The organism is Flavobacterium aquidurense (assembly GCF_001404985.1).
GTDB classification, from domain to species: domain Bacteria; phylum Bacteroidota; class Bacteroidia; order Flavobacteriales; family Flavobacteriaceae; genus Flavobacterium; species Flavobacterium aquidurense_B.
Genome location: NZ_JRLF01000014.1, coordinates 565,976 through 587,081 on the forward strand (window position 1 = coordinate 565,976; position 21,106 = coordinate 587,081).

General features: G+C 33.1%; 17 protein-coding genes and 3 tRNA genes. 11 read left to right on the forward strand and 9 right to left on the reverse strand.

Annotation, left to right across the window (positions count from 1 at the left end; translation table 11 throughout):
• Positions 1–89: 89 nt before the first annotated feature.
• Positions 90–1,439 carry a serine hydrolase domain-containing protein gene (locus RC62_RS17895; protein WP_055097570.1) on the reverse strand — a complete coding sequence of 450 codons (1,350 nt, stop codon included), beginning with the start codon at positions 1,437–1,439 and terminating at the stop codon, positions 90–92.
• Between the two features lie 221 nt (positions 1,440–1,660).
• Between RC62_RS17895 and RC62_RS17900 the strand changes: the two genes are divergently transcribed.
• From RC62_RS17900 to RC62_RS17925, 6 genes are all read left to right on the forward strand, one after another.
• Positions 1,661–2,875: an aminotransferase class V-fold PLP-dependent enzyme gene (locus RC62_RS17900; protein WP_055097572.1), complete on the forward strand. Its 1,215-nt coding sequence runs from the start codon at positions 1,661–1,663 to the stop codon at positions 2,873–2,875.
• Between the two features lie 6 nt (positions 2,876–2,881).
• On the forward strand, positions 2,882–3,307 hold the full coding sequence (locus RC62_RS17905; protein ID WP_055097574.1) for a hypothetical protein: 426 nt from the start codon (positions 2,882–2,884) through the stop codon (positions 3,305–3,307).
• Between the two features lie 2 nt (positions 3,308–3,309).
• The gene (locus RC62_RS17910) at positions 3,310–3,735 is read left to right on the forward strand and encodes a SufE family protein (RefSeq protein ID WP_055097576.1); all 426 of its coding nucleotides are present in this window, start codon (positions 3,310–3,312) and stop codon (positions 3,733–3,735) included.
• Between the two features lie 107 nt (positions 3,736–3,842).
• Positions 3,843–4,166 (forward strand): SUF system Fe-S cluster assembly protein, encoded by a 324-nt coding sequence (locus tag RC62_RS17915; protein WP_055097577.1) that lies wholly within the window; start codon positions 3,843–3,845, stop codon positions 4,164–4,166.
• 94 nt (positions 4,167–4,260) lie between these two features.
• Positions 4,261–4,770: a DUF2480 family protein gene (locus RC62_RS17920; RefSeq protein WP_055097579.1), complete on the forward strand. Its 510-nt coding sequence runs from the start codon at positions 4,261–4,263 to the stop codon at positions 4,768–4,770.
• 79 nt (positions 4,771–4,849) lie between these two features.
• A complete protein-coding gene (locus RC62_RS17925; protein WP_055097581.1) occupies positions 4,850–5,800 on the forward strand; it encodes a DUF3078 domain-containing protein in 951 nt (316 codons plus the stop codon).
• 234 nt (positions 5,801–6,034) lie between these two features.
• On the opposite strand, the gene hflX is transcribed toward RC62_RS17925, so the two are convergent.
• The 7 genes from hflX to RC62_RS17960 form a co-directional block, all read right to left on the reverse strand.
• Entirely contained in the window at positions 6,035–7,279 is a 1,245-nt protein-coding gene (gene hflX / locus RC62_RS17930; RefSeq protein WP_055097582.1) for a GTPase HflX, read from the reverse strand.
• Positions 7,280–7,466: 187 nt separating this feature from the next.
• A complete protein-coding gene (locus tag RC62_RS17935; RefSeq protein WP_055097583.1) occupies positions 7,467–8,333 on the reverse strand; it encodes a hypothetical protein in 867 nt (288 codons plus the stop codon).
• Between the two features lie 136 nt (positions 8,334–8,469).
• On the reverse strand, positions 8,470–9,819 hold the full coding sequence (locus RC62_RS17940) for a DUF5689 domain-containing protein (protein WP_055097585.1): 1,350 nt from the start codon (positions 9,817–9,819) through the stop codon (positions 8,470–8,472).
• Positions 9,820–9,839: 20 nt separating this feature from the next.
• The gene (locus tag RC62_RS17945) at positions 9,840–12,677 is read right to left on the reverse strand and encodes a carboxypeptidase-like regulatory domain-containing protein (protein ID WP_055097586.1); all 2,838 of its coding nucleotides are present in this window, start codon (positions 12,675–12,677) and stop codon (positions 9,840–9,842) included.
• A 289-nt stretch (positions 12,678–12,966) separates the two neighbouring features.
• Positions 12,967–14,187: an MFS transporter gene (locus RC62_RS17950; protein ID WP_055097588.1), complete on the reverse strand. Its 1,221-nt coding sequence runs from the start codon at positions 14,185–14,187 to the stop codon at positions 12,967–12,969.
• Between the two features lie 281 nt (positions 14,188–14,468).
• Positions 14,469–15,509 carry a Gfo/Idh/MocA family oxidoreductase gene (locus tag RC62_RS17955; RefSeq protein ID WP_055097589.1) on the reverse strand — a complete coding sequence of 347 codons (1,041 nt, stop codon included), beginning with the start codon at positions 15,507–15,509 and terminating at the stop codon, positions 14,469–14,471.
• A gap of 149 nt (positions 15,510–15,658) precedes the next feature.
• A complete protein-coding gene (locus RC62_RS17960) occupies positions 15,659–16,729 on the reverse strand; it encodes an NADH:flavin oxidoreductase/NADH oxidase (RefSeq protein ID WP_055097591.1) in 1,071 nt (356 codons plus the stop codon).
• 200 nt (positions 16,730–16,929) lie between these two features.
• On the opposite strand from RC62_RS17960, the gene rseP reads away from it, so the two are divergent.
• From rseP to RC62_RS17975, 3 genes are all read left to right on the forward strand, one after another.
• Positions 16,930–18,276 carry an RIP metalloprotease RseP gene (rseP, locus tag RC62_RS17965; RefSeq protein WP_055097592.1) on the forward strand — a complete coding sequence of 449 codons (1,347 nt, stop codon included), beginning with the start codon at positions 16,930–16,932 and terminating at the stop codon, positions 18,274–18,276.
• A gap of 83 nt (positions 18,277–18,359) precedes the next feature.
• Positions 18,360–18,433 (forward strand) — tRNA-Asn (locus RC62_RS17970).
• A 38-nt stretch (positions 18,434–18,471) separates the two neighbouring features.
• A tRNA-Asn gene (locus RC62_RS17975) sits at positions 18,472–18,545 on the forward strand.
• Between the two features lie 322 nt (positions 18,546–18,867).
• Here the strand turns inward: RC62_RS17975 and RC62_RS17980 are convergent.
• Positions 18,868–18,947: transfer RNA gene (locus RC62_RS17980), tRNA-Leu, on the reverse strand.
• A gap of 230 nt (positions 18,948–19,177) precedes the next feature.
• Between RC62_RS17980 and RC62_RS17985 the strand changes: the two genes are divergently transcribed.
• Together RC62_RS17985 and RC62_RS17990 are read left to right on the forward strand one after the other, a co-directional pair.
• On the forward strand, positions 19,178–20,119 hold the full coding sequence (locus RC62_RS17985; protein WP_055097593.1) for a ribose-phosphate pyrophosphokinase: 942 nt from the start codon (positions 19,178–19,180) through the stop codon (positions 20,117–20,119).
• 76 nt (positions 20,120–20,195) lie between these two features.
• Complete coding sequence (locus RC62_RS17990) at positions 20,196–20,807, forward strand: 50S ribosomal protein L25/general stress protein Ctc (protein WP_055097594.1); 612 nt, start codon at positions 20,196–20,198, stop codon at positions 20,805–20,807.
• Positions 20,808–21,106: the final 299 nt, after the last annotated feature.

A 21,106-nucleotide genomic window follows, 5' to 3' on the forward strand; every position in this document is an offset into this window, starting at 1 on the left:
TTACCGCAAAGACACAAAGGTTTCGCAAAGGTTTATTACAAAACTTTGCGAACTTTGCGCTTTTTACTTGGTGTCTTTGCGGTAAAATTTTATTTCTTCACACTATCAATTATCCCCTTCAAAAAACCATTAAAATCAAATCCCTGATCTTCTTCTTTCAATCCCATTCTCACAATTACCATATCCAGAGACGGAATAATCGCCACCATTTGACCTTGATATCCACTGCAATAAAACATATCGCGAGGAACATCCGGAAATTTTCCTCCGGCGTTTAACCAAAATTGAGCACCATATTTTCCTTCTGAAGTATTTGTTGGAGTTGCAGTATATTTTACCCAGCTTTCATCTAAGATTTGTTCTCCGTTCCATTTTCCTTTGTTCAAATATAATAACCCAAATTTTGACCAATCACGAGCTGTTGCCCAGGCATATGATGAACCTACAAAAGTTCCCGCCATATCCTGCTCTACAATCATCGAATTCATTCCGATTTTATCGATTACGGCACTGTACCAAAAATCAAGGTATTCTTGTTGGGTTTTAAACTGGCTTTTTAAAATTCCGGACAATAAATTGGTTGTTCCTGATGAATAATTCCAATGTGTGTTGGGTTTAAACTGAGCCGGTTTTTCGCGCTGTACTTTTGCCATATCTCCAGACTGAAAAAGCATAATTGTGGCATCGCAAATTTTACTGTAATTCTCTTCCCATTCTAATCCTGAATTCATATGCAGTAAATCATTTATGGTGATAATTTTACGATCATCATTCTTCCACTCGGCAATTGGTGCAGGTTTATATATATCAATTTTACCCTGTTTTGTCAAAACTCCAAAAGCAGAACTTGTGATACTTTTTGTCATCGACCATCCTAAAATTTTACTGTCTTTGTTAAAACCTTTATCATATTTTTCGGCTATCAATTTATCTTTATATAAAACTACAACGGCACGTGTTCGTTTTAGTTTTCCTCCATTTTTATCAAAAGAATCATCAACTGCTTTTTTTAATTTCAAATAATCTACATTTGAAAACAAAGTGTCTTTTGGCTGATTATTCCCGTAAGGAAAAGGAAGGTTATTGACTAATTTAGTTCGTTTAGGAAGTAAATAAGGTTTCGAAATATCATAATCATCATCAATTAATGTTGCTCCTAAACCTTCACGGTAAATCGCTTTTCTTTCTTTTAAACCATAAACTGAAGATGTTGTAAATTTTCCGGCTTCATTAATTGTATTGGACGCCAAATCCATTAATGGAATATCATTATCTGTTTTTTCGATTAAATTTTTCGATCGCTGATCTAAAAAATGTCCTGAAGCAATACTTTTGGCTGAAAATCCTGAGATTAATTCAAGTTTTGGATAAGTGGTGAATCCAAAATAAAAAATGACAATAAACAAAACAAGCAGAAGTAACTTTATGATTTTTTTCATATTTTCAAAAGATATTTTTACTGCAATATAAATAATTTATCTTCACCATTTTAGGATCAAATTTATATTTTGAATTCACATAAATTATAAATGTGCTCAAATTTTTTCAGAATTAATCTTCAAATCTTCTATTGATAGCACCATAAAAGGAAATTATAGTTTTGATGGATAAACCAATTTAGTTTTAGTACTTTTGTAAATAGAATTTTTCTAAATAAGACATGCTAGATATCCAAAAAATAAGAGCTGATTTTCCGATACTTTCGGAAAAAGTAAACGGAAAACCTTTGGTTTATTTCGACAACGGAGCAACTTCACAAAAACCACAGATTGTGATCGATGCGATTGCAACATATTATCAGGAAATAAATGCTAATATTCACCGCGGTGTTCACACACTAAGTCAATTAGCAACTGATGCTTACGAGATTTCAAGAGTAAAAATACAACATCATATTAATGCAAAGTTCTCTCACGAAGTGCTTTTTACTTCGGGAACAACACATGGAATCAATTTGGTAACAAATGGTTTTGCTTCTATTTTAAAACCTGGTGACGAAGTAATTGTTTCCTCTTTAGAACACCATAGTAATATTGTGCCTTGGCAAATGTTATGCGAAAAAACCGGAGCAACTCTGAAAGTTATTCCAATGGATGAAAATGGTGAACTGATCATGAATGCTTTTGACGCTTTGCTTTCAGAAAAAACTAAAGTGGTAACTGTAAATCATATTTCGAATGCATTAGGAATCATCAATCCTATAAAATACATGATTGAAAAAGCACACGCTGTTGGTGCTGCAGTTTTAATTGATGGCGCACAAGCTGTTCCTCATTTAAAACCGGACGTTCAGGATTTAGATTGTGATTTTTATGCTTTTTCTGGTCATAAAATGTGCGGACCAACCGGAACCGGAATTTTATATGGAAAAGAAGAATGGTTAAACAAACTTCCTCCTTATCAAGGTGGTGGAGAAATGATTAAGGAAGTGACTTTCGAGAAAACAACTTATGCTGATCTTCCTCATAAATTTGAAGCTGGAACGCCAAACATTGCTGGCGGAATTGTTTTAGGAACTGCCGTCGATTACCTAAATCATATAGGTTTTCATAACATTCAGAAACAAGAAGAAAAATTATTAGAACACGCTACAAAACGTCTTTTAGAAATCGAAGGATTAAAAATTTACGGAACCGGAAAAAATAAAGCTTCGGTAGTTTCGTTTAATATTGACGGAATTCATCCTTACGATATTGGTTCGATTATCGATAAATTAGGAATTGCAGTTAGAACAGGACATCATTGCGCACAACCTATTATGAACTTTTTCTGTATTCCGGGAACCATTCGTGCTTCATTTTCTTTTTATAATACTATAGAAGAAATTGACATAATGGTGGAAGCGGTTAAAAAAGCAAAAACCATGTTAAGCTAAAAAACTATGAGAACACTATCTTTATTACTTTTAACGATCTTCATTGCAACAAGTTGCTCAAGCCAAAAAACGACTGATATGACATCAACACAAATGGAATATTCTGCAGTTTCACGTGGCTTTTACAAAAAGATAATTGTTCAGAATAAAACAGTTTCAGTTATAAATGGTAAAAATACTGAACCAATAGAAAGCAAAATTGACGATGCAAAATGGAAACAGATTGTAGCTGAATTTTCAAAAATCGATCTGGAAGGTATTAAAACTTTAAAAGCTCCCACAGAAAAGCGTTTTTATGACGGAGCAGCAATTGGAAATTTAAAAATAGTTCAAAATCAACAAACATATGAAACCCTGGGTTTCGACAATGGAACTCCTCCAAAGGAAATAGAAAAATTGGTAAATTTGCTGGTTAGTTTTACGAAAGAATAATTATGACAATAAAAGAAATACAAAACGAAATAATAGACGAATTTTCGATGTTTGATGATTGGATGCAACGTTATGAATACATCATCGAACTGGGAAAAAGTCTTCCGTTGATTAAAGAGGAATATAAAACAGAAGAGAATTTAATCAAAGGGTGTCAATCGAAAGTTTGGTTACAAGGCGAGCAAAATGACGATAAAATTGTATTTACTGCAGATAGTGATGCAATTTTAACCAAAGGAATAATCGCTATTTTAATCCGCGCTTTCTCTAATCAAAAAGCAGAAGATATTATAAAAGCCGATACTGAATTTATTGACGAAATAGGTCTAAAAGAACATTTGTCTGTAACACGCGCAAACGGTTTGGTTTCGATGATAAAAAATATTAAAATGTACGCTTTGGCTTTTGATGCAAAAAATAAAAATTAAATTTCTTTTGCCACGAATTTCACCAATTAGCTCGAATTTTTTAATCACAATACTTAATTCGGGAAATTTGTGAAATTCGTGGCGAAAAAAAAATACAAAACAAGAAAATGGAACAAGAAATAGACACAAACGAATTAGGAGAATCAATTGTAAAAGTTTTAAAGAGCATTTACGATCCGGAGATTCCTGTTGATATTTATGAATTAGGATTGATTTATGACGTAATGGTAAATACAGATTATGAAGTAAAAATCCTGATGACATTAACATCTCCTAACTGTCCGGTTGCGGAAAGTTTACCAAGAGAAGTTGAAGAAAAAGTAAAAACAATTGAAAACATAAAAGATGTTGATGTTGAAATTACTTTTGACCCACCCTGGAGTAAAGATTTAATGAGCGAAGAAGCAAAATTAGAATTAGGAATGCTTTAAAAAAGTATACAGTTTACAGTTTCAGTTTTCAGTATTTAACTGAGACTGAAAACTGCGACTGAGATTTTTTTTAGAAGACTGCAAACTAAAAAAGATGGAAGAAATAATCAATAAAGTTGCCAACAGTGTCCTGGAAGTATTTGATCTGGAGGATTATTATCCAAAAGGAATACGTACTCAAATTGACATTTCGCAATGGCTTTTAGAAGGTTTTTTATTAAAAGAAAAAGATTTTAGAGAACACTTAAAAAATCATGATTGGTCACAATATCAAGACCAATATGTTGCTATAAACTGTAGCACAGATGCTATCGTTCCTGCGTGGTCTTCAATTTTAGTTGCAATTCAATTGGCTCCTTTTGCAAAAAAAGTAGTAAACGGAACAATAGAAGATCTAGATGCAAGTTTATACGAAGAGATTTTAAGTAAACTCGATTATTCTGAATACAAAAACAAACCGGTAATTGTCAAAGGCTGTTCTAAAAAACCGGTTCCAACCCGTGCTTATATTTTAGCCGCAACTTACCTGCAACCTTTTGCAAGAAGTATAATGTACGGAGAAGCTTGTTCTGCAGTACCACTATACAAAGAATCTAAGAAATAACTTTCTTTTTAGGCCCAATAATCCCAAACCTTTTAAGGGTTTTTAGTATATTTGTTCTTACACATTTAAACTATATACCATGAGAAAGCTAACATTATTACTTTTTATTTTAGCGAACTTAACTTTTGTTCAAGCCCAAAATTCGGAAAAGGAATTAATTCAGAATACTGAAAAAGCAGTAAAGAAAATAAATGATACTATCGAAGAAGAGGGCTGGAAAGCAAAAGGGACGGTTTCTCTTTTATTAAATCAGTCAAGCTTTAATAATTGGATTGCCGGAGGTGAAGATAGTTTCTCAGGAACTTTAGGAATCAACTATGATTTTAATTACAAAAAAGATGATATTACCTGGGATAATAAGGTTTTAGCTTCTTACGGACTTTTACAAACTAAAAATGCCGACTATGAAAAAAAGACTGATGACCGTTTGGAATTCAATTCAATTTTTGGAAAAAAAGCTTTCGGACAATGGTATTACTCTTATTTCCTGAATTTCAGAACTCAATTTTCAACGGGTTATTTGTATGGAAAAGATGAAAACGGCAAAGAGATCAGAACTGAAAATACTCAATTCATGTCTCCTGGATATCTTACTACAGGTCCTGGTATTTACTGGACAAAAGATGATAATCTAAAAATAAACTTTGCGCCTTTAACTTCTAAATTTACTTTTGTAGATGGTGCTTATACTTCAGGAATCGATCAGGCAACTGGTTTACCGTATGTCGATGGGGATTATTTTGGTGTAGACGCCAATAAAACGATGCGTTACGAGTTAGGTTTCTATGCTTCGGTTTATTACAAATTAGCGATCATGACTAATGTAACTGCCGAAAATACTTTGAACTTATATTCTAATTACTTAGAAGATCCTCAAAACGTAGATATTAATTACTCATTGAATATTATCATGAAAGTAAACAAGTTTTTATCTGCCAATTTATCCTTCCAGGCCATTTATGATGATAATGCTTTTAAAGGTTTTCAAACAAGAGAAGTATTTGGTTTAGGGATTAATTTCGGATTTTAATTTACCAGGAACACATGGATTTTTTTACTGAGCTGAAATAATCTCGCAAAGCCGCAAGGACGCATAGTTTATATTATGAATACTTTTGCATCTTAGTGAAATTAATCCCAGCATAAAAACATAAAGCTTAAAAAAAAAGTTCGCAAAGCTATATAGATTTAGCTTTGCGAACTTTGTGTTTTGCTGAGGTACTTATTATAAAATCTTTGCGCTCTTTGAGGTAAAAAATTTTATTTATTCCTCATCTTGTTCTTCTTCTTCTTTCTCGATTGCATCTTTATAATCCGGATACAAAAATTTATTATACGGAAATCTTGTGATATGAATCTGGCGAACTGCTTCGTATACTATTTCCCTAAATTCCTCAAAGTTTTCTTTTTGTGTAGCCGAAATAAACAATGCTTTATTCTGACCAACATTACTCATCCAGGTTTGTTTCCATTCCTCAAGCGTGTAATGTCTTCTTGTTTTTTCGGTAATTAAATCATCTTCGTCAATTGTCAAATGTTTATAGGCATCAATTTTATTAAAAACCATAATTGTAGGTTTGTCATTACTTTTGATTTCTAATAAAGTTTGATTTACAGATTCTATATGATCTTCAAAATCAGGATGTGAAATATCTACAACATGCAACAGCAAATCAGCTTCACGAACCTCATCTAATGTACTTTTAAAAGAATCTACCAATTGCGTTGGCAATTTTCTAATAAAACCTACAGTATCTGAAAGTAAAAATGGTAAGTTTTTAATCACAACTTTTCGAACTGTTGTATCTAATGTTGCGAATAATTTATTTTCAACAAAAACGTCACTTTTACCTACCGCGTTCATCAATGTCGATTTACCAACATTCGTATAACCTACTAAAGCCACACGAACCATAGCACCACGATTACTACGTTGAACGCCCATTTGTTTGTCAATGGTCTTTATTTTGTCTTTTAAGAGTGCAATACGATCACGGACAATACGTCTGTCAGTTTCAATTTCAGTTTCTCCAGGTCCACGCATACCAATACCACCTTTTTGGCGCTCAAGGTGAGTCCACATACCAGAAAGTCTAGGCAATAAATACTGACATTGAGCCAGCTCTACTTGCGTTCTTGCATACGATGTTTCAGCTCTTTGTGCAAAAATATCCAGAATAAGGTGTGTTCTGTCTAAGATTTTACAATCTATAATTTTAGAGATATTTTTTTGCTGTGATGGTGATAATTCATCATCAAAGATTAAAGTCGATATGTCGTTTTCTTTTACAAAAAGATTGATTTCTTCTATTTTCCCTGTTCCAACAAAAGTCTTAGGATTTGGGCGTTCCATTTTTTGAGAAAAGCGTTTAATAACTTCTCCACCGGCAGTAAAAGTCAAAAACTCTAATTCATCAAGATATTCATTAAGTTTTTCTTCACTTTGATTTTGAGTTACAATACCAACAATAGCAGTTCTCTCAAAATTTATAATTTCTTTTTCTAACATAGCTTTGAATAAGGTGCAAATTTAATGATTTGTAAGGTACTAACGCTTATAGAATTTTGTTTTTAAGTTCTATTTAAGAAATTAGTATTTCTATTAAATAAAAAACCATTTAAAAATTAAGAATATAAGAATTTAATCTCATTATATATCTTAATTTTTAAATGGTCTGATAACTTTAAAGAGCGATTTATTCGTAAATAAAAGTCTTTTCTGTTTTTACTATCCCGTTTTCTTCAACTTGTGAACAAGAAATTGGATAGTTTAATTTGTTGTATTTGAATTTTCTGCTCACAGCTACTAAAACAGCTGATGACGGACTAAAATTCATTTCGTTATTATATGAGATTGCTTCAAAACTAAATTCATCTTCATGATAAGAAATCATTGGTACAATTACTTTATAATTATCTCCAAATAAGCTTTGAACAATTAAAGCATCTACAGATTTTTTATCATCAAAAGTATACGTTTTAGATATTTTATCACCAACTAAACCTTTGTGTTTGGCAACATTATCATTGATATACACGTATTCAATTTTACCAATTATTGCTTTGTTTCGATCTCTCGTCGTACGTCTTACAATTATACCGTTCTCGACAATATATTCAACATCATCAACAATATTCTGGTGATTTGTACTTTTTTTAGTGATTACTTTTACTCTTGCTCCTTCATATCCAAAAGTTACAGTTTTTGTAATATAGTCGTTACCTTCCTGATACTTTTTAACGAATTTTGTAATGTTATTATCAGCATCATAGGTATAGTTTACAACTTCTTTCCAGTCACTTCCAACTTTGTCTTTTACGGTCATATCCAACAATCCTTTTGTATTATAAAAAAAATGCTGAACGACATCTGAGGTTGTAATAGTTTGTATTTTTCCGTCTTTAAAAACAACGGTTTTATTTACAATCTCTCCGTCTTTAGAATTTTGGTAATTTGTTTTTACAATGTTGATTTGCTTTAATCTTACAGGTGCGTTTTGATCCTGACTGTGCAACAAGCATGGAAAAACCATCATCATGATGGCAATAAAGTAGGTTTTCATAGTTTTTGTATCAATTTGGGATGACCAAAATACAAAATTCAATTAAATTTTAACACTTTAAATCCTAAAAACAATATACTATTAAATTATCATCTAAAAATCAGCACTTTAATTTAATTTTTAAAAATTCAGTGGCTTATTTTTCTCCAAAAATTTTAACATCGTCAACCATAAAAGCACCATTAAGTGTTTTGTCTTTACCTGAACCAATATATTTAAAAGCAATATGAATATTTCCGGAATAAGAAGATAAGTCAATTCCACCTGAACTTATAAATTGTCGTGTAGGCGTTGATAAGGAAGGTAAATTTGCTTGTAATTTTATCCATTTTGCCTTCGCGATATGTGATCCGTCAAAATTGTCTGATATATAAACCTCAAGAGAATTTAAAGGAGAATCAACTTTTAAATCATGTTGAGCACTTCTAAAAGACAGCACTGCATTTTTATAACCATTCATATTAATTTTAGGAGTAACTAACCAGGCAATATTTTCGGCGGCTGTTGTACTTGTAGTATTGAACTCTGCATAGCCATTTCCGGCATACAACATACTTTTCCATATTTTTGAAGCTTTTTCTACAATATTACTCCAACCTGGCAGCGTGAAATTTATATTATTTTTCACCGATTGAAAATCTTCTGCAAAAAACGGAACAGTTCTTTTTCCGTTCATTACCAAATCTTTTTCTGATCTGATCATCATTTGATAATCTGATCCAAATTTTGTCACTATCCCTCTCACTTTTCCGCTTTCTTGTGGCACAATATTATCTGCAAAGCTGGCATAACTGCTAGTTCTGAAAATAATTTGATTTCCTGTTTTATCACGCAAATTCCAATTGGTTGAACCACCAACATTATTTGACTCTTCAAAATAATGACGACCAATTGCTTCTTCAGAAAACTGAACATCATTTAATTCTATCAAAGTATTTAGGCGATCATCGTTTAATGCTTCTTCAATAGAAACAGACTTAACCAATTGGCTTTCATCAATGAATACACAGGAGGCATTCAGAACATTTTTATAATCATTTTGTGATACTCTTCCAATTGTTGGATCACCGGCATTACTAACATATAAGCTTCCAACTCTTAAACTTCCAAAATATATGTCAGTAAATTGACTTTTAAGTTTTATATAGACTTTGTTTCCAATACGAAAATCAATATACGTATTCGAAACATCAACAGGAACACTAAATCCAATTGCCGGTTTTTGATCAGTTGCTAACGTTTGAAAAGAAATCGCCTTAAAAAAATTACCTCCTTCATCACTGGATACAACATAAGCCTCGATTACATCATTATAACTATATTGCTTAGGAACTGAGCCAGAAAGATCTTTAACTTTTTGAACTTCTTGGTTTACTGCTAAATTAGGCTGCGTACATTCTAACTTTGGAATTTCTACTTCATTATTACAACTATAAAAAAGAAACGACAGGAAAGCAAAAAAGATCATTAGGGATTTATTTTTCATTATAGTGAATGTTTTAAAGATTATAAGCTGATAGTAAGATTCATGAAATACGTTCTTCCGTAACCATAAAAATATTTAGGGCCAAATGATGGTGTTTGACTGGACACGTCTTGATTAAGTGCCCTGAAATTGGCATTTCGGGCTTGTTCAAATCCTCCTGTTTTATATGTAAGGTCGAGGACATTGTTTATACTCGCAAAAAGTCCAATGTATTTTCCTGAAATACGCCAGGATTTACCTCCTGTAATATTTAGTAATGAAATTGGATCAAATTTTTCCTGTTTTAATAAAGCTGCAGCCCGGTTTTCCGTAGCTTCAGGAAACACTAGACCACTAATAGGATTTTTATAAAAACGAGCCGTTCTGGCAATAGGTGAAATATCAATATAACTTTCTGTCATATAATTAATATTTGCCCCGAACCACCAATATTTTGGATCTCTATATTCTAATCCAATCGAATAAGCTTGCTGTGGCATACCTGGCTGTTTATACCCTTTAAGATAGGATTCTCCAAAATCAAAAGTGGTTTGTACATCTCCTTTCGCAGCATTTGCATCATTTGTAATCGAAACATTTGGATTACTATTATAGGTATAATTACCGTAAGCAATAGACAAGGTTGTTTTTATAGTTGATGAAATCTGATATTCAAAACTTAATTCTGCTCCAATATTCTTCTTATCTAAATTTGTTAAAGTCTGACTTACAAATGCATCTGTATTGTTATAGCTTGCTCCTCTGTCAAAAATTCCTTCAGCATAAAAGAAAGAAGTTTTAGTACTGTTTTTTATTAATGTATAATAAACCGTTGTACGGATTTTAAGTTTGGGGGAGCGATAGACATAATTACCTTCGGTACTACTGATATTTTCATTTTCAATTCCGTCAACAACTGAGTTATTTAAACGTGAGTTTGCAAAAGTATTTCGAAGAGATGGTGCTCTGGTAAGATGCATTCCGTTAAAAAAAAGCCATTGCTTCCCTGAAATCTTATAGGTGAATCCGCCTTTGAAACCAAAATTTTCGAAATTTACTTTCTGACTTTTGCCCAGAGAACTTGTTGAATAGATTCCGTTTTGATACAAACCTTGTCTTTGATAATTTGAAACCGAATACGATTGTCCTACATAAAAATCGACTTTATTATAATTAAATTTAAACTGCGTAAAAGCATCAATTGTCGTAGCCAGCAAATTATAATTGTATCCGTAAATATCTCCTTTTTTTACCTGCCGATTTGGATTTTGCAAATCCGATTGTGCTTGATCTCCACTATAAAATGCATCGATATCTGTAAAATATTCACCTCCTAATAAATCTAAAAGATATTGAAATTGATGAGATTTCAAATTTCTAAATGTTATTCCACCATCAAAACTACTATTTTCTGTAATTTGAATATTTAAGTTTGTATTGGCTGAAAAAGTTTTATCATCCGTTCTGTCTTCGTACAAAACATAATGACTTTGTGAAGGCCGATAACTTATAATTTTCCCATCAGAATTTAATATTGGCCTCTGATTTGCCTGATAGATTTCATCCCATCTAATTTGAGGATTTTCCAGAAATAGTCTTTTGTTTTGTTCTGCACTTAAATAATCCGGAGTGAAATCTCCAGAAAACTCACCTTTATCTTTTCCATATAGCGAAGTATAATAACTGGGTAATTTTCGATAATAAACAGGATCCGGACTATTTGCATTTTGGTAATCAATCGTGCTATTCCCTATTTTGCCAAACTGATACATTACAGTCGAATTCAGATTTGCTTTTTCATTTATCTTAAAATAATGATTTAGCATTGCTAATGGCTCTTCGACGTTTTTTACTCTGGCATTTCGTTTTTCTCCATTTTGGTATCCCCAGTATGAATTGTATTTTTCGTTGGTTAATTGTATTACTTCATTTGTATTTGCTGAATTTTTTCCTCTGGAACTGGGAGTATAAAATCCTGTAAAGTTTAAAGAATGTTTGTTGTTTAATTTCTTTTCCAAGCTTATAAAAAATGATTCAGCATCAAAATTAGTTCCTTCAAAGTAACCTTCATTTCCTAAACGTTTTCCTGCTGAAATCACATACGCCCAACCTTTAGAATTCATGCCCGAAACGTATGTAGCATTAGCACGCCAATTATAAGAGGTATTGCTTGCTGAAAAAGTAAGTCTTGCTCCTTTCCTATACGCCGAGGCGCGGGTTGAAATTTGCTGTGTTCCCAATATCCCTCCAAAAGTGTAATTTGAAGCTGCTGCCCCAACAGAGAATTCCTGATTTCTAAGCACATCATTCAAACCTCCCCAATTACTCCATTGTGGTCTTCCGTCATAAATTTTATTCATACTCATGCCATTGAGCATCATGGTACCATTTTCACTGTCTAAACCCCGAACCCTAAACCTGGCCTGTCCCCAATTAAAAGCTGAAGATTGCATAAAAGCATCTTTTGAAGATTGCAAAAGTCCTGAAGTCATCTCTGACGAACTATTATCATCAGACAAATCACTGTCTAACAATGTGATTAAAGCTGCAGGAATCTCAATAGAAAAATTATCTTCTAATTGCAATATCCCGAGATTAACTTTTTGCTCTGAATTTGAATTTATTTTTAGCAGTAAATCTTTATATCCCTGACTATGTAGTAGTAATAACTGTTCTCCTTGTATGGAAGATTGTAATTCAAATTTTCCTTTTGTATTGGTAAGTTGTGTAATAGAAGAATTCTGAATACTTACCACAATATTCTCCAGAGGATTTTGTGTCTTTGCATCAATTACTATCCCTGAAAAAGTAGTTTCTTGTTGTGCATAAGCAGTTCCGAAAGACAATAAAATAAAAACAAGTGCGTATTTTTTTCCCATGAAAAACCAATTTACTTTAATCAATAATTTTCAGATTAAATTGCTTTGGTTTTTCAAAACACTTTAGATCCTTACATCAAAAGATAAAATTGGTCTTTGGAAAAGACTTATGGTATATTCAAATCTATCAAGAATAGATTTCAAAAATCAAATATAAACAAAAAACAATAATAAAGTAATTTCTTGTTAATTTTTTTTATTATAAAAACTTTTTAAGAGTTTATTTAATGATTAAAAACATTAATTGGTTTTAATCATTAAAATGTTCTCAACTATAAAAGCATTTAATTTATTCTGTTGTTCTAATTTTAGAGACCATAAAGGCAATCAGAACACCAAAAATTCCAATAAAAGCAAAAGAAAATTGAAGTCCAAAGCTTTCAGCAATATGCCCAATAACGGGAGGTCCCATTAAAAAACCTAAGAAACTTACGCTTGAAACAATTGTTAGAGCTTCTCCAGGAGGAACAGTTGGATTTTTTCCTGCCATACTATAAACTGTAGGAACAATTGTAGCAACTCCTAAACCAACAAGCATAAAAGCAATTGTACACGGTATAATATAAGGTAGAAAGACTGCGGTAAAAAGTCCGGTAGAAATCATGACACCACTAATTTGCATAACGCGTTCGCGGCCAAATTTATTAATCATTCCGTCGCCTAAAAATCTTCCGCTGGCCATCATAATCATAAATGAAGTATATCCTAAGATTACTAAAGCTCCGGGCGCTTTTACAATGTCCTTGAAGTAAACACCACTCCAGTCAAACATTACACCTTCGCTTGCCATACTGCAAAAACCAATTACACCAAGCCATATTAATGCGCTGTCCGGTTTTACAAAAAGCTTTTTCTTTTCAGCAGTTTTATGTTTTATTTTTTCTTTGGCTTTTACCAAAAATTGAAAATTGAAAGCAACCATTAATAACACAATTCCTCCAACAATTAAGAAATGATGAAAAGGTGTGAGTTTTAAAGTTAACATTCCTAACCCAACCAAAGCACCGGTAAATCCGGCAAAACTCCACATGCCATGAAAAGAAGACATAATTGTTCTCTTAAAAAGTACTTCAGTATAAACCCCTTGTGTATTAACGGCGATGTTGGCTAGATTTCCGAAAATTCCGAATAGAAATAATCCTAACGATAATTGTAATGCTGATGTGGCCAAACCTAAATTTGCCAAACATAAAACATACATTATCAAGGAGAAAATCAGAATTCTGTGACTTCCAAACTTAGTAACCATCTTTCCTGAAAAAGGCATAATAATTAATTGTCCCATTGGCAGGGCAAAAAGAATTGATCCCAAATCACCTTCGGATAAATTCAAGGCACTTTTAATGTCCGGAATTCTACTGGCCCAGGTTGCAAAACTTAATCCCATTCCAAAATAAAATATTCCCACAGCAATTCGAATTCGGTTTAAATAAGAAGCTTTTGCTTCTCTGTAAACTTTCTTGATTTTACCTTTAGTTTGAAATAGCGATAATGGATTGAAACTTATCAAAGTGATGCTTTTTAGATTTGATACTATAAAAGTACTAAAAAGCAACTTTATAGACTATAAAACCCTACTAGTTACTAAATTTATAACGTTGTATGTTTATAAATTCTTTTTTAAAAGGGCAAAGTTTTTTAAAGGTGCTAAGGTTCTGAGATGCTAAGTTACTAAGGTTTTTATGTGTCCGCATAAAAAAAGACGCACTGCTGTGCGTCTCTACAGAAAATCTTTACCTTAAAACAAATCCGTGATGATCCGTTTTATCCGCAAAATCCGTGGGCTACTTTTTACAAATTAATGACTTTTTGCTGTGCATGGCTTGCAATTGCAGCTTCTATAATCTGCATTACTTTTAGACCGTCTTGTGCTGTTACAGGTTCGGTTTTATTATTTGAAATCGAATCATAAACACCATCAAAAAATGAAAAATAATTTCCTTGAAGTGTTGGTATCTTTTCTCTTATTTCTTTTCCGTCAATTTCGGCATGCAAAAGTCCATTTAAGGTTTCAGATTCTGTTCCCCAAGACTCTAAGTTTGGTTTTTTTCCCAGTTTCAAATCATCTTCCTGAACATCTCCGCGAGGTTTTAGGAAAGATCCCTTTTTACCATGAATCGTATATGCAGGATTTGCCTCTCTAACAAAAAAACTGGCCTTTAGACGAACCCTGAAATCTTCGTAAATTAATAATAAATCGATCCAGTCATCTACTAAGGAATTTTCTCTTGTATAGCGAATATCGCCAAAAACCGATTTTGGAGAACCAAATAAACAAACGGCCTGATCGATTAAATGCGGACCTAAATCTTTCAGGATTCCTGCACCATCATTTACAGTTTCCTTATGTGCTTTTGGGCTCAATAATGGATTATATCTGTCAAAATGAAATTCGGCTTCTACCAAATCGCCTAAAGTTCCTTCGTTAATTATTTTTTGAACAGTTTTAAAATCACTATCCCATCTTCTGTTTTGGAAAACAGCTAATTTTAATCCTTTTTCTTTAGCAATTGCGCCTAATTCTTCGGCTTCAGCAACGGTTGTTGTAAATGCTTTTTCAACAACAGCATGTTTTCCTGCCAATAAAACTTTCTTTGCATATTCGAAATGTGTTCCAACAGGTGTATTTACAATTACCAAATCGACATCATCTGCCAATAAATCCTCAATAGAAGGATAACTTTTTACGGTTGGATAATCTGCCTGAATTAATTTTTTACTTCTTTCCCAAGAACCTAAAAGTTCAAATCCAGGGTGAATATCTAAAAACGGAGCATGAAAAACTTTTCCCGACATTCCGTATGATAATAGTGCTGTTTTTATTTTTTGCATTTTGTATGTTGTTTAGTTTTTTCTGTCACAGATTAGAATGATTTTTTTAAATAAAAGTTCGCCACGAATTTCACTAATTCTCACTAATTGTATTGGGCAAAAAAAATTCAAAATTGAATTGAAATCTGTGTAATCTGTGGCAAGAAAAATTAAATTTTAGCGCGTTCGTATTGTTTTGGCCATTGAATATCGTCGTTTAATTCTTTGGCAAAATCTAACGGCAAGTTCGGATTTCTAAGGGATTCTCTTGCAAATAAAACCAAATCGGCCTGACCATTTTCTAAAATTGCTTCGGCTTGCTTTGCCTCAGTAATTAAACCAACTGCACCGGTTAAAACATTTACTTCTTTCTTGATTTGTTCCGCGAAAGAAACCTGATAACCAGGACCAACAGAAATCTTTTGGTGCGAAACCAAACCGCCTGAAGAAACGTCAATCAAATCAACTCCTTTTTCTTTTAAGATCGCTGAAAGTTTTACAGATTCTTCCGGATTCCAACCTCCTTCTGCCCAGTCTGTAGCTGAAATTCTAACAAATAAAGGTAAATCTGATGGCCATTCTGATTTTACAGCATCTACAATTTCTAAGGTGAAACGAATTCTGTTTTCGAAACTTCCGCCATATTTATCCGTTCTGATATTAGTTAAAGGTGATAAAAACTGATGTAATAAATAACCATGTGCTCCGTGGATTTCCACTACCTGATAACCTGCTTCAACAGCTCTTTTTGTTGCTGCCTTAAAATCTGAAATAACTTTTTGAATTCCGTTTTCGTCCAATGTTTCCGGAAGAAATGGCTCATCATCGTGGTATGGAATTGAACTCGCCGAAACAGTCTGCCATCCTCCTTTTGTTGAATCTAATTTTTTATTACCCTCCCAAGGAACCGAAACACTTGCTTTACGTCCTGCATGTGCTAATTGAATTCCGGGAACTGAATTTTGGGAAATAATAAATTCGTTGATGCTTTTTAATTTTTCAATATGTTCATCTTTCCAGATTCCTAAATCAGAAGGAGAAATTCTCGCTTCTGGAGAAACTGCTGTAGCTTCCTGAATAATTAAACCTGCTCCTCCGCTGGCACGACTGCCTAAGTGAACCAAATGCCAATTGTTTGCAAATCCATCAATTGCTGAATATTGACACATAGGCGATATAACGATTCTATTTTTTAAAGTAATTTTTTTTATAGTAAGAGGAGAAAATAATAATGAAGCCATAATTGTAACTTTTAATGGTTTTATACTACCTATTGAGTGAGATAGTGTTTAAAAAAGTAAAGTTAAAGCTTCTTGTTAAAACTAGAAATCTAAATGTTTATTAATTAACAAACATTTAAAACCTTAAGTATTATCTTGCGGTCTCAAATTAATCAGAAAACGTTACTTTTGTGCGTTAAATTACGAACTAAAAATACAAAATGGATATAGTTATCAAACTCTCTCAATTTCTATTGAGTTTATCTTTACTTATTATTCTTCACGAATTAGGACATTTTATTCCTGCAAAATTATTTAAAACAAGGGTCGAAAAATTTTACTTATTTTTTGATGTTAAATATTCTCTATTAAAAAAGAAAATTGGCGAAACCGAATACGGAATCGGATGGTTACCACTTGGAGGTTATGTAAAAATCTCCGGAATGATCGACGAAAGCATGGATAAAGAACAAATGGCTTTGCCTCCGCAACCGTGGGAATTTCGTTCTAAGCCAGCATGGCAGCGTTTGATTATTATGTTGGGTGGAGTTACGGTAAACTTCATTCTGGCGTTTATTATATATATAGGTATGGCGTTTGCTTATGGCGATACATATGTAGCAAATGCTGATTTAAAAGACGGAGTTTTAGTTGAAAGTCCTGTAATGATAAAAGCTGGTTTTAAAACCGGTGATAAATTCCTGGCTGTTGACGGGCAAAAAATAGAAAACTTCGATAACGACATCAACATGAAAATTATAATGGCTAAAGAAGTTTTAATCGAAAGAAACGGACAACAACAAACCATAAAAATGCCTACTGATTTTGTAGATCAGTTGTCAAAACAGAAAAATGCCCCGCTTGTAGACATGAGGATTCCTTTTGCTGTGGCAAGTGTAACTCCTGAATCAGGAAATAATACGGCTTTAAAACCAAAAGATTTAATTGTTAGTCTTAACGGACAAGAGGCAAGATATTTTGATCAGGCGAAAGCTATTTTAGAAAGTAACAAAGGAAAAACAATTCCTGCTGTAGTTTTACGAGATTTAAAACAAATCCCTGTTACAGTTAAAGTTTCTACTGCTGGAAAATTAGGAGTTGGTGTTGGTGGTTTAAATATTGAATCATTAGAAAAACTGGGGTATTATAAAGTAAGCACTAAAAACTATAGTTTCCTTGAATCAATTCCTGTGGGACTAACAAAAGGTAAAGATCAATTAGTAGGTTACGGAAAACAGCTTAAAATGATTTTTAACCCTGAAACAAAAGCATACAAACAAGTAGGTGGTTTTGCAGCGATTTTTAACATTTTTCCAAGTTCTTGGAGCTGGGAAGTATTCTGGTCGATCACTGCTTTATTATCGATTATGCTTGGAGTTATGAATTTATTGCCAATTCCGGCACTTGATGGTGGTCATGTGATGTTTTTATTATATGAAATAATTAGTGGCAGAAAACCGAGCGATAAATTCCTTGAAAACGCCCAAATGGTTGGTTTCGTTTTACTTATAGGACTGCTTTTATTCGCTAACGGAAACGACATTTACAAAGCAATTGTAGGCAAGTAAAAATATTTTATAAAAAGTGCTAAAATATTTTTGAGAAACTAAAAAATCCTCTATATTTGCACTCGCTAAAAAGAACAACAACTTCCTCCTTAGCTCAGTTGGTTAGAGCATCTGACTGTTAATCAGAGGGTCCTTGGTTCGAGCCCAAGAGGGGGAGCAACTTTTTTTAGCAAACATATTTACCTTTAAGGTGATTCCTTCTTAGCTCAGTTGGTTAGAGCATCTGACTGTTAATCAGAGGGTCCTTGGTTCGAGCCCAAGAGAGGGAGCTTATTAAATACCATTTACAAATGTAAGTGGTATTTTTTTTTGCTAAAAACTCAAGCCTAATACAAGTTGACCACATTCTTCGCTACAACAAACCCGATAAATTTACCAGTCCAGACACATCACCTAAAATCTTTAATTTAAAAAAAAAAAAAAAAAAAAACGAATCAAGCACAAAAAACTAGAAATTACACAAAAGAAGAATTAAAATAAAACCACGAAGTAGATATAACCAATCCAAAAAGCAAAACAATTATCCTGACACAATTGATTGTCAAATTGTATAAAACCAAAAAAACCTCTTCAGTTACGAAGAGGTTTTTGTACCCGGAGCCGGAGTCGAACCGGCACGGTTTCCCACAGGTGTTTGAGACCAGCGCGTCTACCAATTCCGCCATCCGGGCTTAGCAGACGAAAAAATAACTAATGAATTAATTATTTTAACGCAATAGAATAAGTTAATTATGATGTCATAACTGTGCTTATTCCTTTAACACGGTGCAAATGTAAAAAATAAAATTAAATGTTCTACTAAAAATACTTAAATTTTTCCTTTCAGTGTCCAATAAATTTTCTAAATTTGCACCTCGTTAAAACGAAGCACACACAACTAACTACAAAACAACAAATTATAATGTCGCACCTAGAACCAGAAGCTAAAATATTTGCTTGTTCAAAAAGTGTTTATCTTGCGGAAAAAATTGCCGAGCAATACGGAATCCCGCTGGGTAAAGTAACGATGTCAACGTATAGTGATGGAGAATTTCAGCCATCTTACGAAGAGTCAATCAGAGGATTACGCGTTTTTATCGTGTGTTCAACTTTTCCAACTGCTGATAATTTGATGGAATTGTTACTGATGATTGATGCTGCAAAACGCGCATCTGCAAGACACATTACAGCTGTTATGCCTTATTTTGGTTGGGCAAGACAAGACAGAAAAGATAAACCAAGAGTTCCGATTGGAGCAAAATTAGTAGCTAATTTATTAGATGCTGCCGGAGCGACAAGAGTTATGACAATGGATTTGCACGCAGATCAAATTCAGGGGTTTTTCGAAAAACCAGTAGATCATTTATTTGCATCTACAATCTTTTTACCATACGTAGAAAGTTTAAAGTTAGACAATCTAACCATTGCATCTCCGGATATGGGAGGTTCAAAAAGAGCATATGCTTACTCTAAGTTTCTGGAATCAGATGTAGTAATCTGTTACAAACAAAGAAAAGCAGCCAACGTTATCGACACTATGGAACTAATTGGTGAAGTAAAAGGACGTAACGTAATATTAGTAGACGACATGATCGATACTGGTGGTACATTAGCAAAAGCAGCAGATTTAATGATCGAAAAAGGAGCATTAAGCGTAAGGGCCATTTGTACACACGCCATTTTATCTGGTGACGCTTACGAAAAAATTGAAAACTCAAAATTAAGCGAGTTAATAGTTACCGATTCTATTCCGTTAAAGAAAGAATCAAAAAAAATAAGAGTAGTGAGTTGTGCACCTCTTTTTGCTGAAGTTATGCACATGGTACACCACAACAATTCCATTAGTGGAAAATTTATAATGTAAAAGCAATATGATGCTTTACAAAAGCCTAAAGCTTATAACAAATTAGAATATTTATTAATAACTATATTTTTTTACAATGAAATCGATTACAATTAAAGGATCAGAAAGAGAAAGCGTGGGCAAAGTGTCAACTAAAGCCTTACGTAATGCTGGAGCGGTTCCTTGCGTGTTATACGGAGGAAATCAAGCAGTACACTTCTCAGCAGACGCTGCAGCGTTCAAAAACTTGGTTTACACTCCAAACGCACACACAGTTGTGATTGAGCTTGGAAAAGGAAAATCATTTAATGCAATTTTACAAGATATTCAGGTTCACCCAGTATCTGACAAAATCTTACACATTGACTTCTTTCAATTATTTGATGACAAAGAAATCACTATGGAAGTTCCTGTAAAAGTTGTAGGTACATCAAAAGGTGTTCTTGCAGGTGGTGTTTTACGTTTAAACACTCGTAAATTAAAAGTTAAAGCTTTACCTAAAGATCTTCCTGACTTTGTTGAAGCTGACATTACTCCACTTGAAATGGGTAACAAATTATACGTTACTAAAGTTGGAAAACCAGAATACAAAGTTATGCACCCAGAGAACACTGTTGTTGCTCAGGTAAGAATCTCTCGTGCTGCTATGAAAGCTGCTCAAGAGGCTGCAAAAGCTGCAAAAGCTCCTGCAAAAGGAAAGAAAAAATAATTTTTTTCAAATTTTCAATACAAAAGCATCAATCGAAAGATTGGTGCTTTTTTTTGCTTTTAATTTTGCCTTATATAAGATTGGAATTTGGAATTTAATTTTCGGAAGCAGAAATCTTCGGTTTTTTCAAGACCTGACGTTCCTGCCATCCGCTGTATCTTTTCCTTGCTAAAGAAGCAAGAAAAAGGATGCCGCTTCTGTCAGGGCTAGCCAGAAATTTAGTTTTTTATTAGAAAAGAGTTGTAAAGGTTCAGAGGTACAAAGTTGCAAAGGTTTTTACGCAATCTTATAAGTGTGAT

Excerpts from the sequence above, each read along its gene's own strand:
- RC62_RS17990 (WP_055097594.1), top strand. The coding sequence starts at position 20,196 with ATGAAATCGATTACAATTAAAGGATCAGAAAGAGAAAGCGTGGGCAAA.
- RC62_RS17910 (WP_055097576.1), top strand. The coding sequence starts at position 3,310 with ATGACAATAAAAGAAATACAAAACGAAATAATAGACGAATTTTCGATG.
- RC62_RS17925 (WP_055097581.1), top strand. The coding sequence starts at position 4,850 with ATGAGAAAGCTAACATTATTACTTTTTATTTTAGCGAACTTAACTTTT.
- RC62_RS17940 (WP_055097585.1), bottom strand. The coding sequence starts at position 9,819 with ATGAAAAATAAATCCCTAATGATCTTTTTTGCTTTCCTGTCGTTTCTT.
- RC62_RS17960 (WP_055097591.1), bottom strand. The coding sequence starts at position 16,729 with ATGGCTTCATTATTATTTTCTCCTCTTACTATAAAAAAAATTACTTTA.
- RC62_RS17895 (WP_055097570.1), bottom strand. The coding sequence starts at position 1,439 with ATGAAAAAAATCATAAAGTTACTTCTGCTTGTTTTGTTTATTGTCATT.
- rseP (WP_055097592.1), top strand. The coding sequence starts at position 16,930 with ATGGATATAGTTATCAAACTCTCTCAATTTCTATTGAGTTTATCTTTA.
- RC62_RS17945 (WP_055097586.1), bottom strand. The coding sequence starts at position 12,677 with ATGGGAAAAAAATACGCACTTGTTTTTATTTTATTGTCTTTCGGAACT.
- RC62_RS17905 (WP_055097574.1), top strand. The coding sequence starts at position 2,882 with ATGAGAACACTATCTTTATTACTTTTAACGATCTTCATTGCAACAAGT.
- RC62_RS17985 (WP_055097593.1), top strand. The coding sequence starts at position 19,178 with ATGTCGCACCTAGAACCAGAAGCTAAAATATTTGCTTGTTCAAAAAGT.
- RC62_RS17900 (WP_055097572.1), top strand. The coding sequence starts at position 1,661 with ATGCTAGATATCCAAAAAATAAGAGCTGATTTTCCGATACTTTCGGAA.
- hflX (WP_055097582.1), bottom strand. The coding sequence starts at position 7,279 with ATGTTAGAAAAAGAAATTATAAATTTTGAGAGAACTGCTATTGTTGGT.
- RC62_RS17935 (WP_055097583.1), bottom strand. The coding sequence starts at position 8,333 with ATGAAAACCTACTTTATTGCCATCATGATGATGGTTTTTCCATGCTTG.
- RC62_RS17915 (WP_055097577.1), top strand. The coding sequence starts at position 3,843 with ATGGAACAAGAAATAGACACAAACGAATTAGGAGAATCAATTGTAAAA.
- RC62_RS17955 (WP_055097589.1), bottom strand. The coding sequence starts at position 15,509 with ATGCAAAAAATAAAAACAGCACTATTATCATACGGAATGTCGGGAAAA.
- RC62_RS17920 (WP_055097579.1), top strand. The coding sequence starts at position 4,261 with ATGGAAGAAATAATCAATAAAGTTGCCAACAGTGTCCTGGAAGTATTT.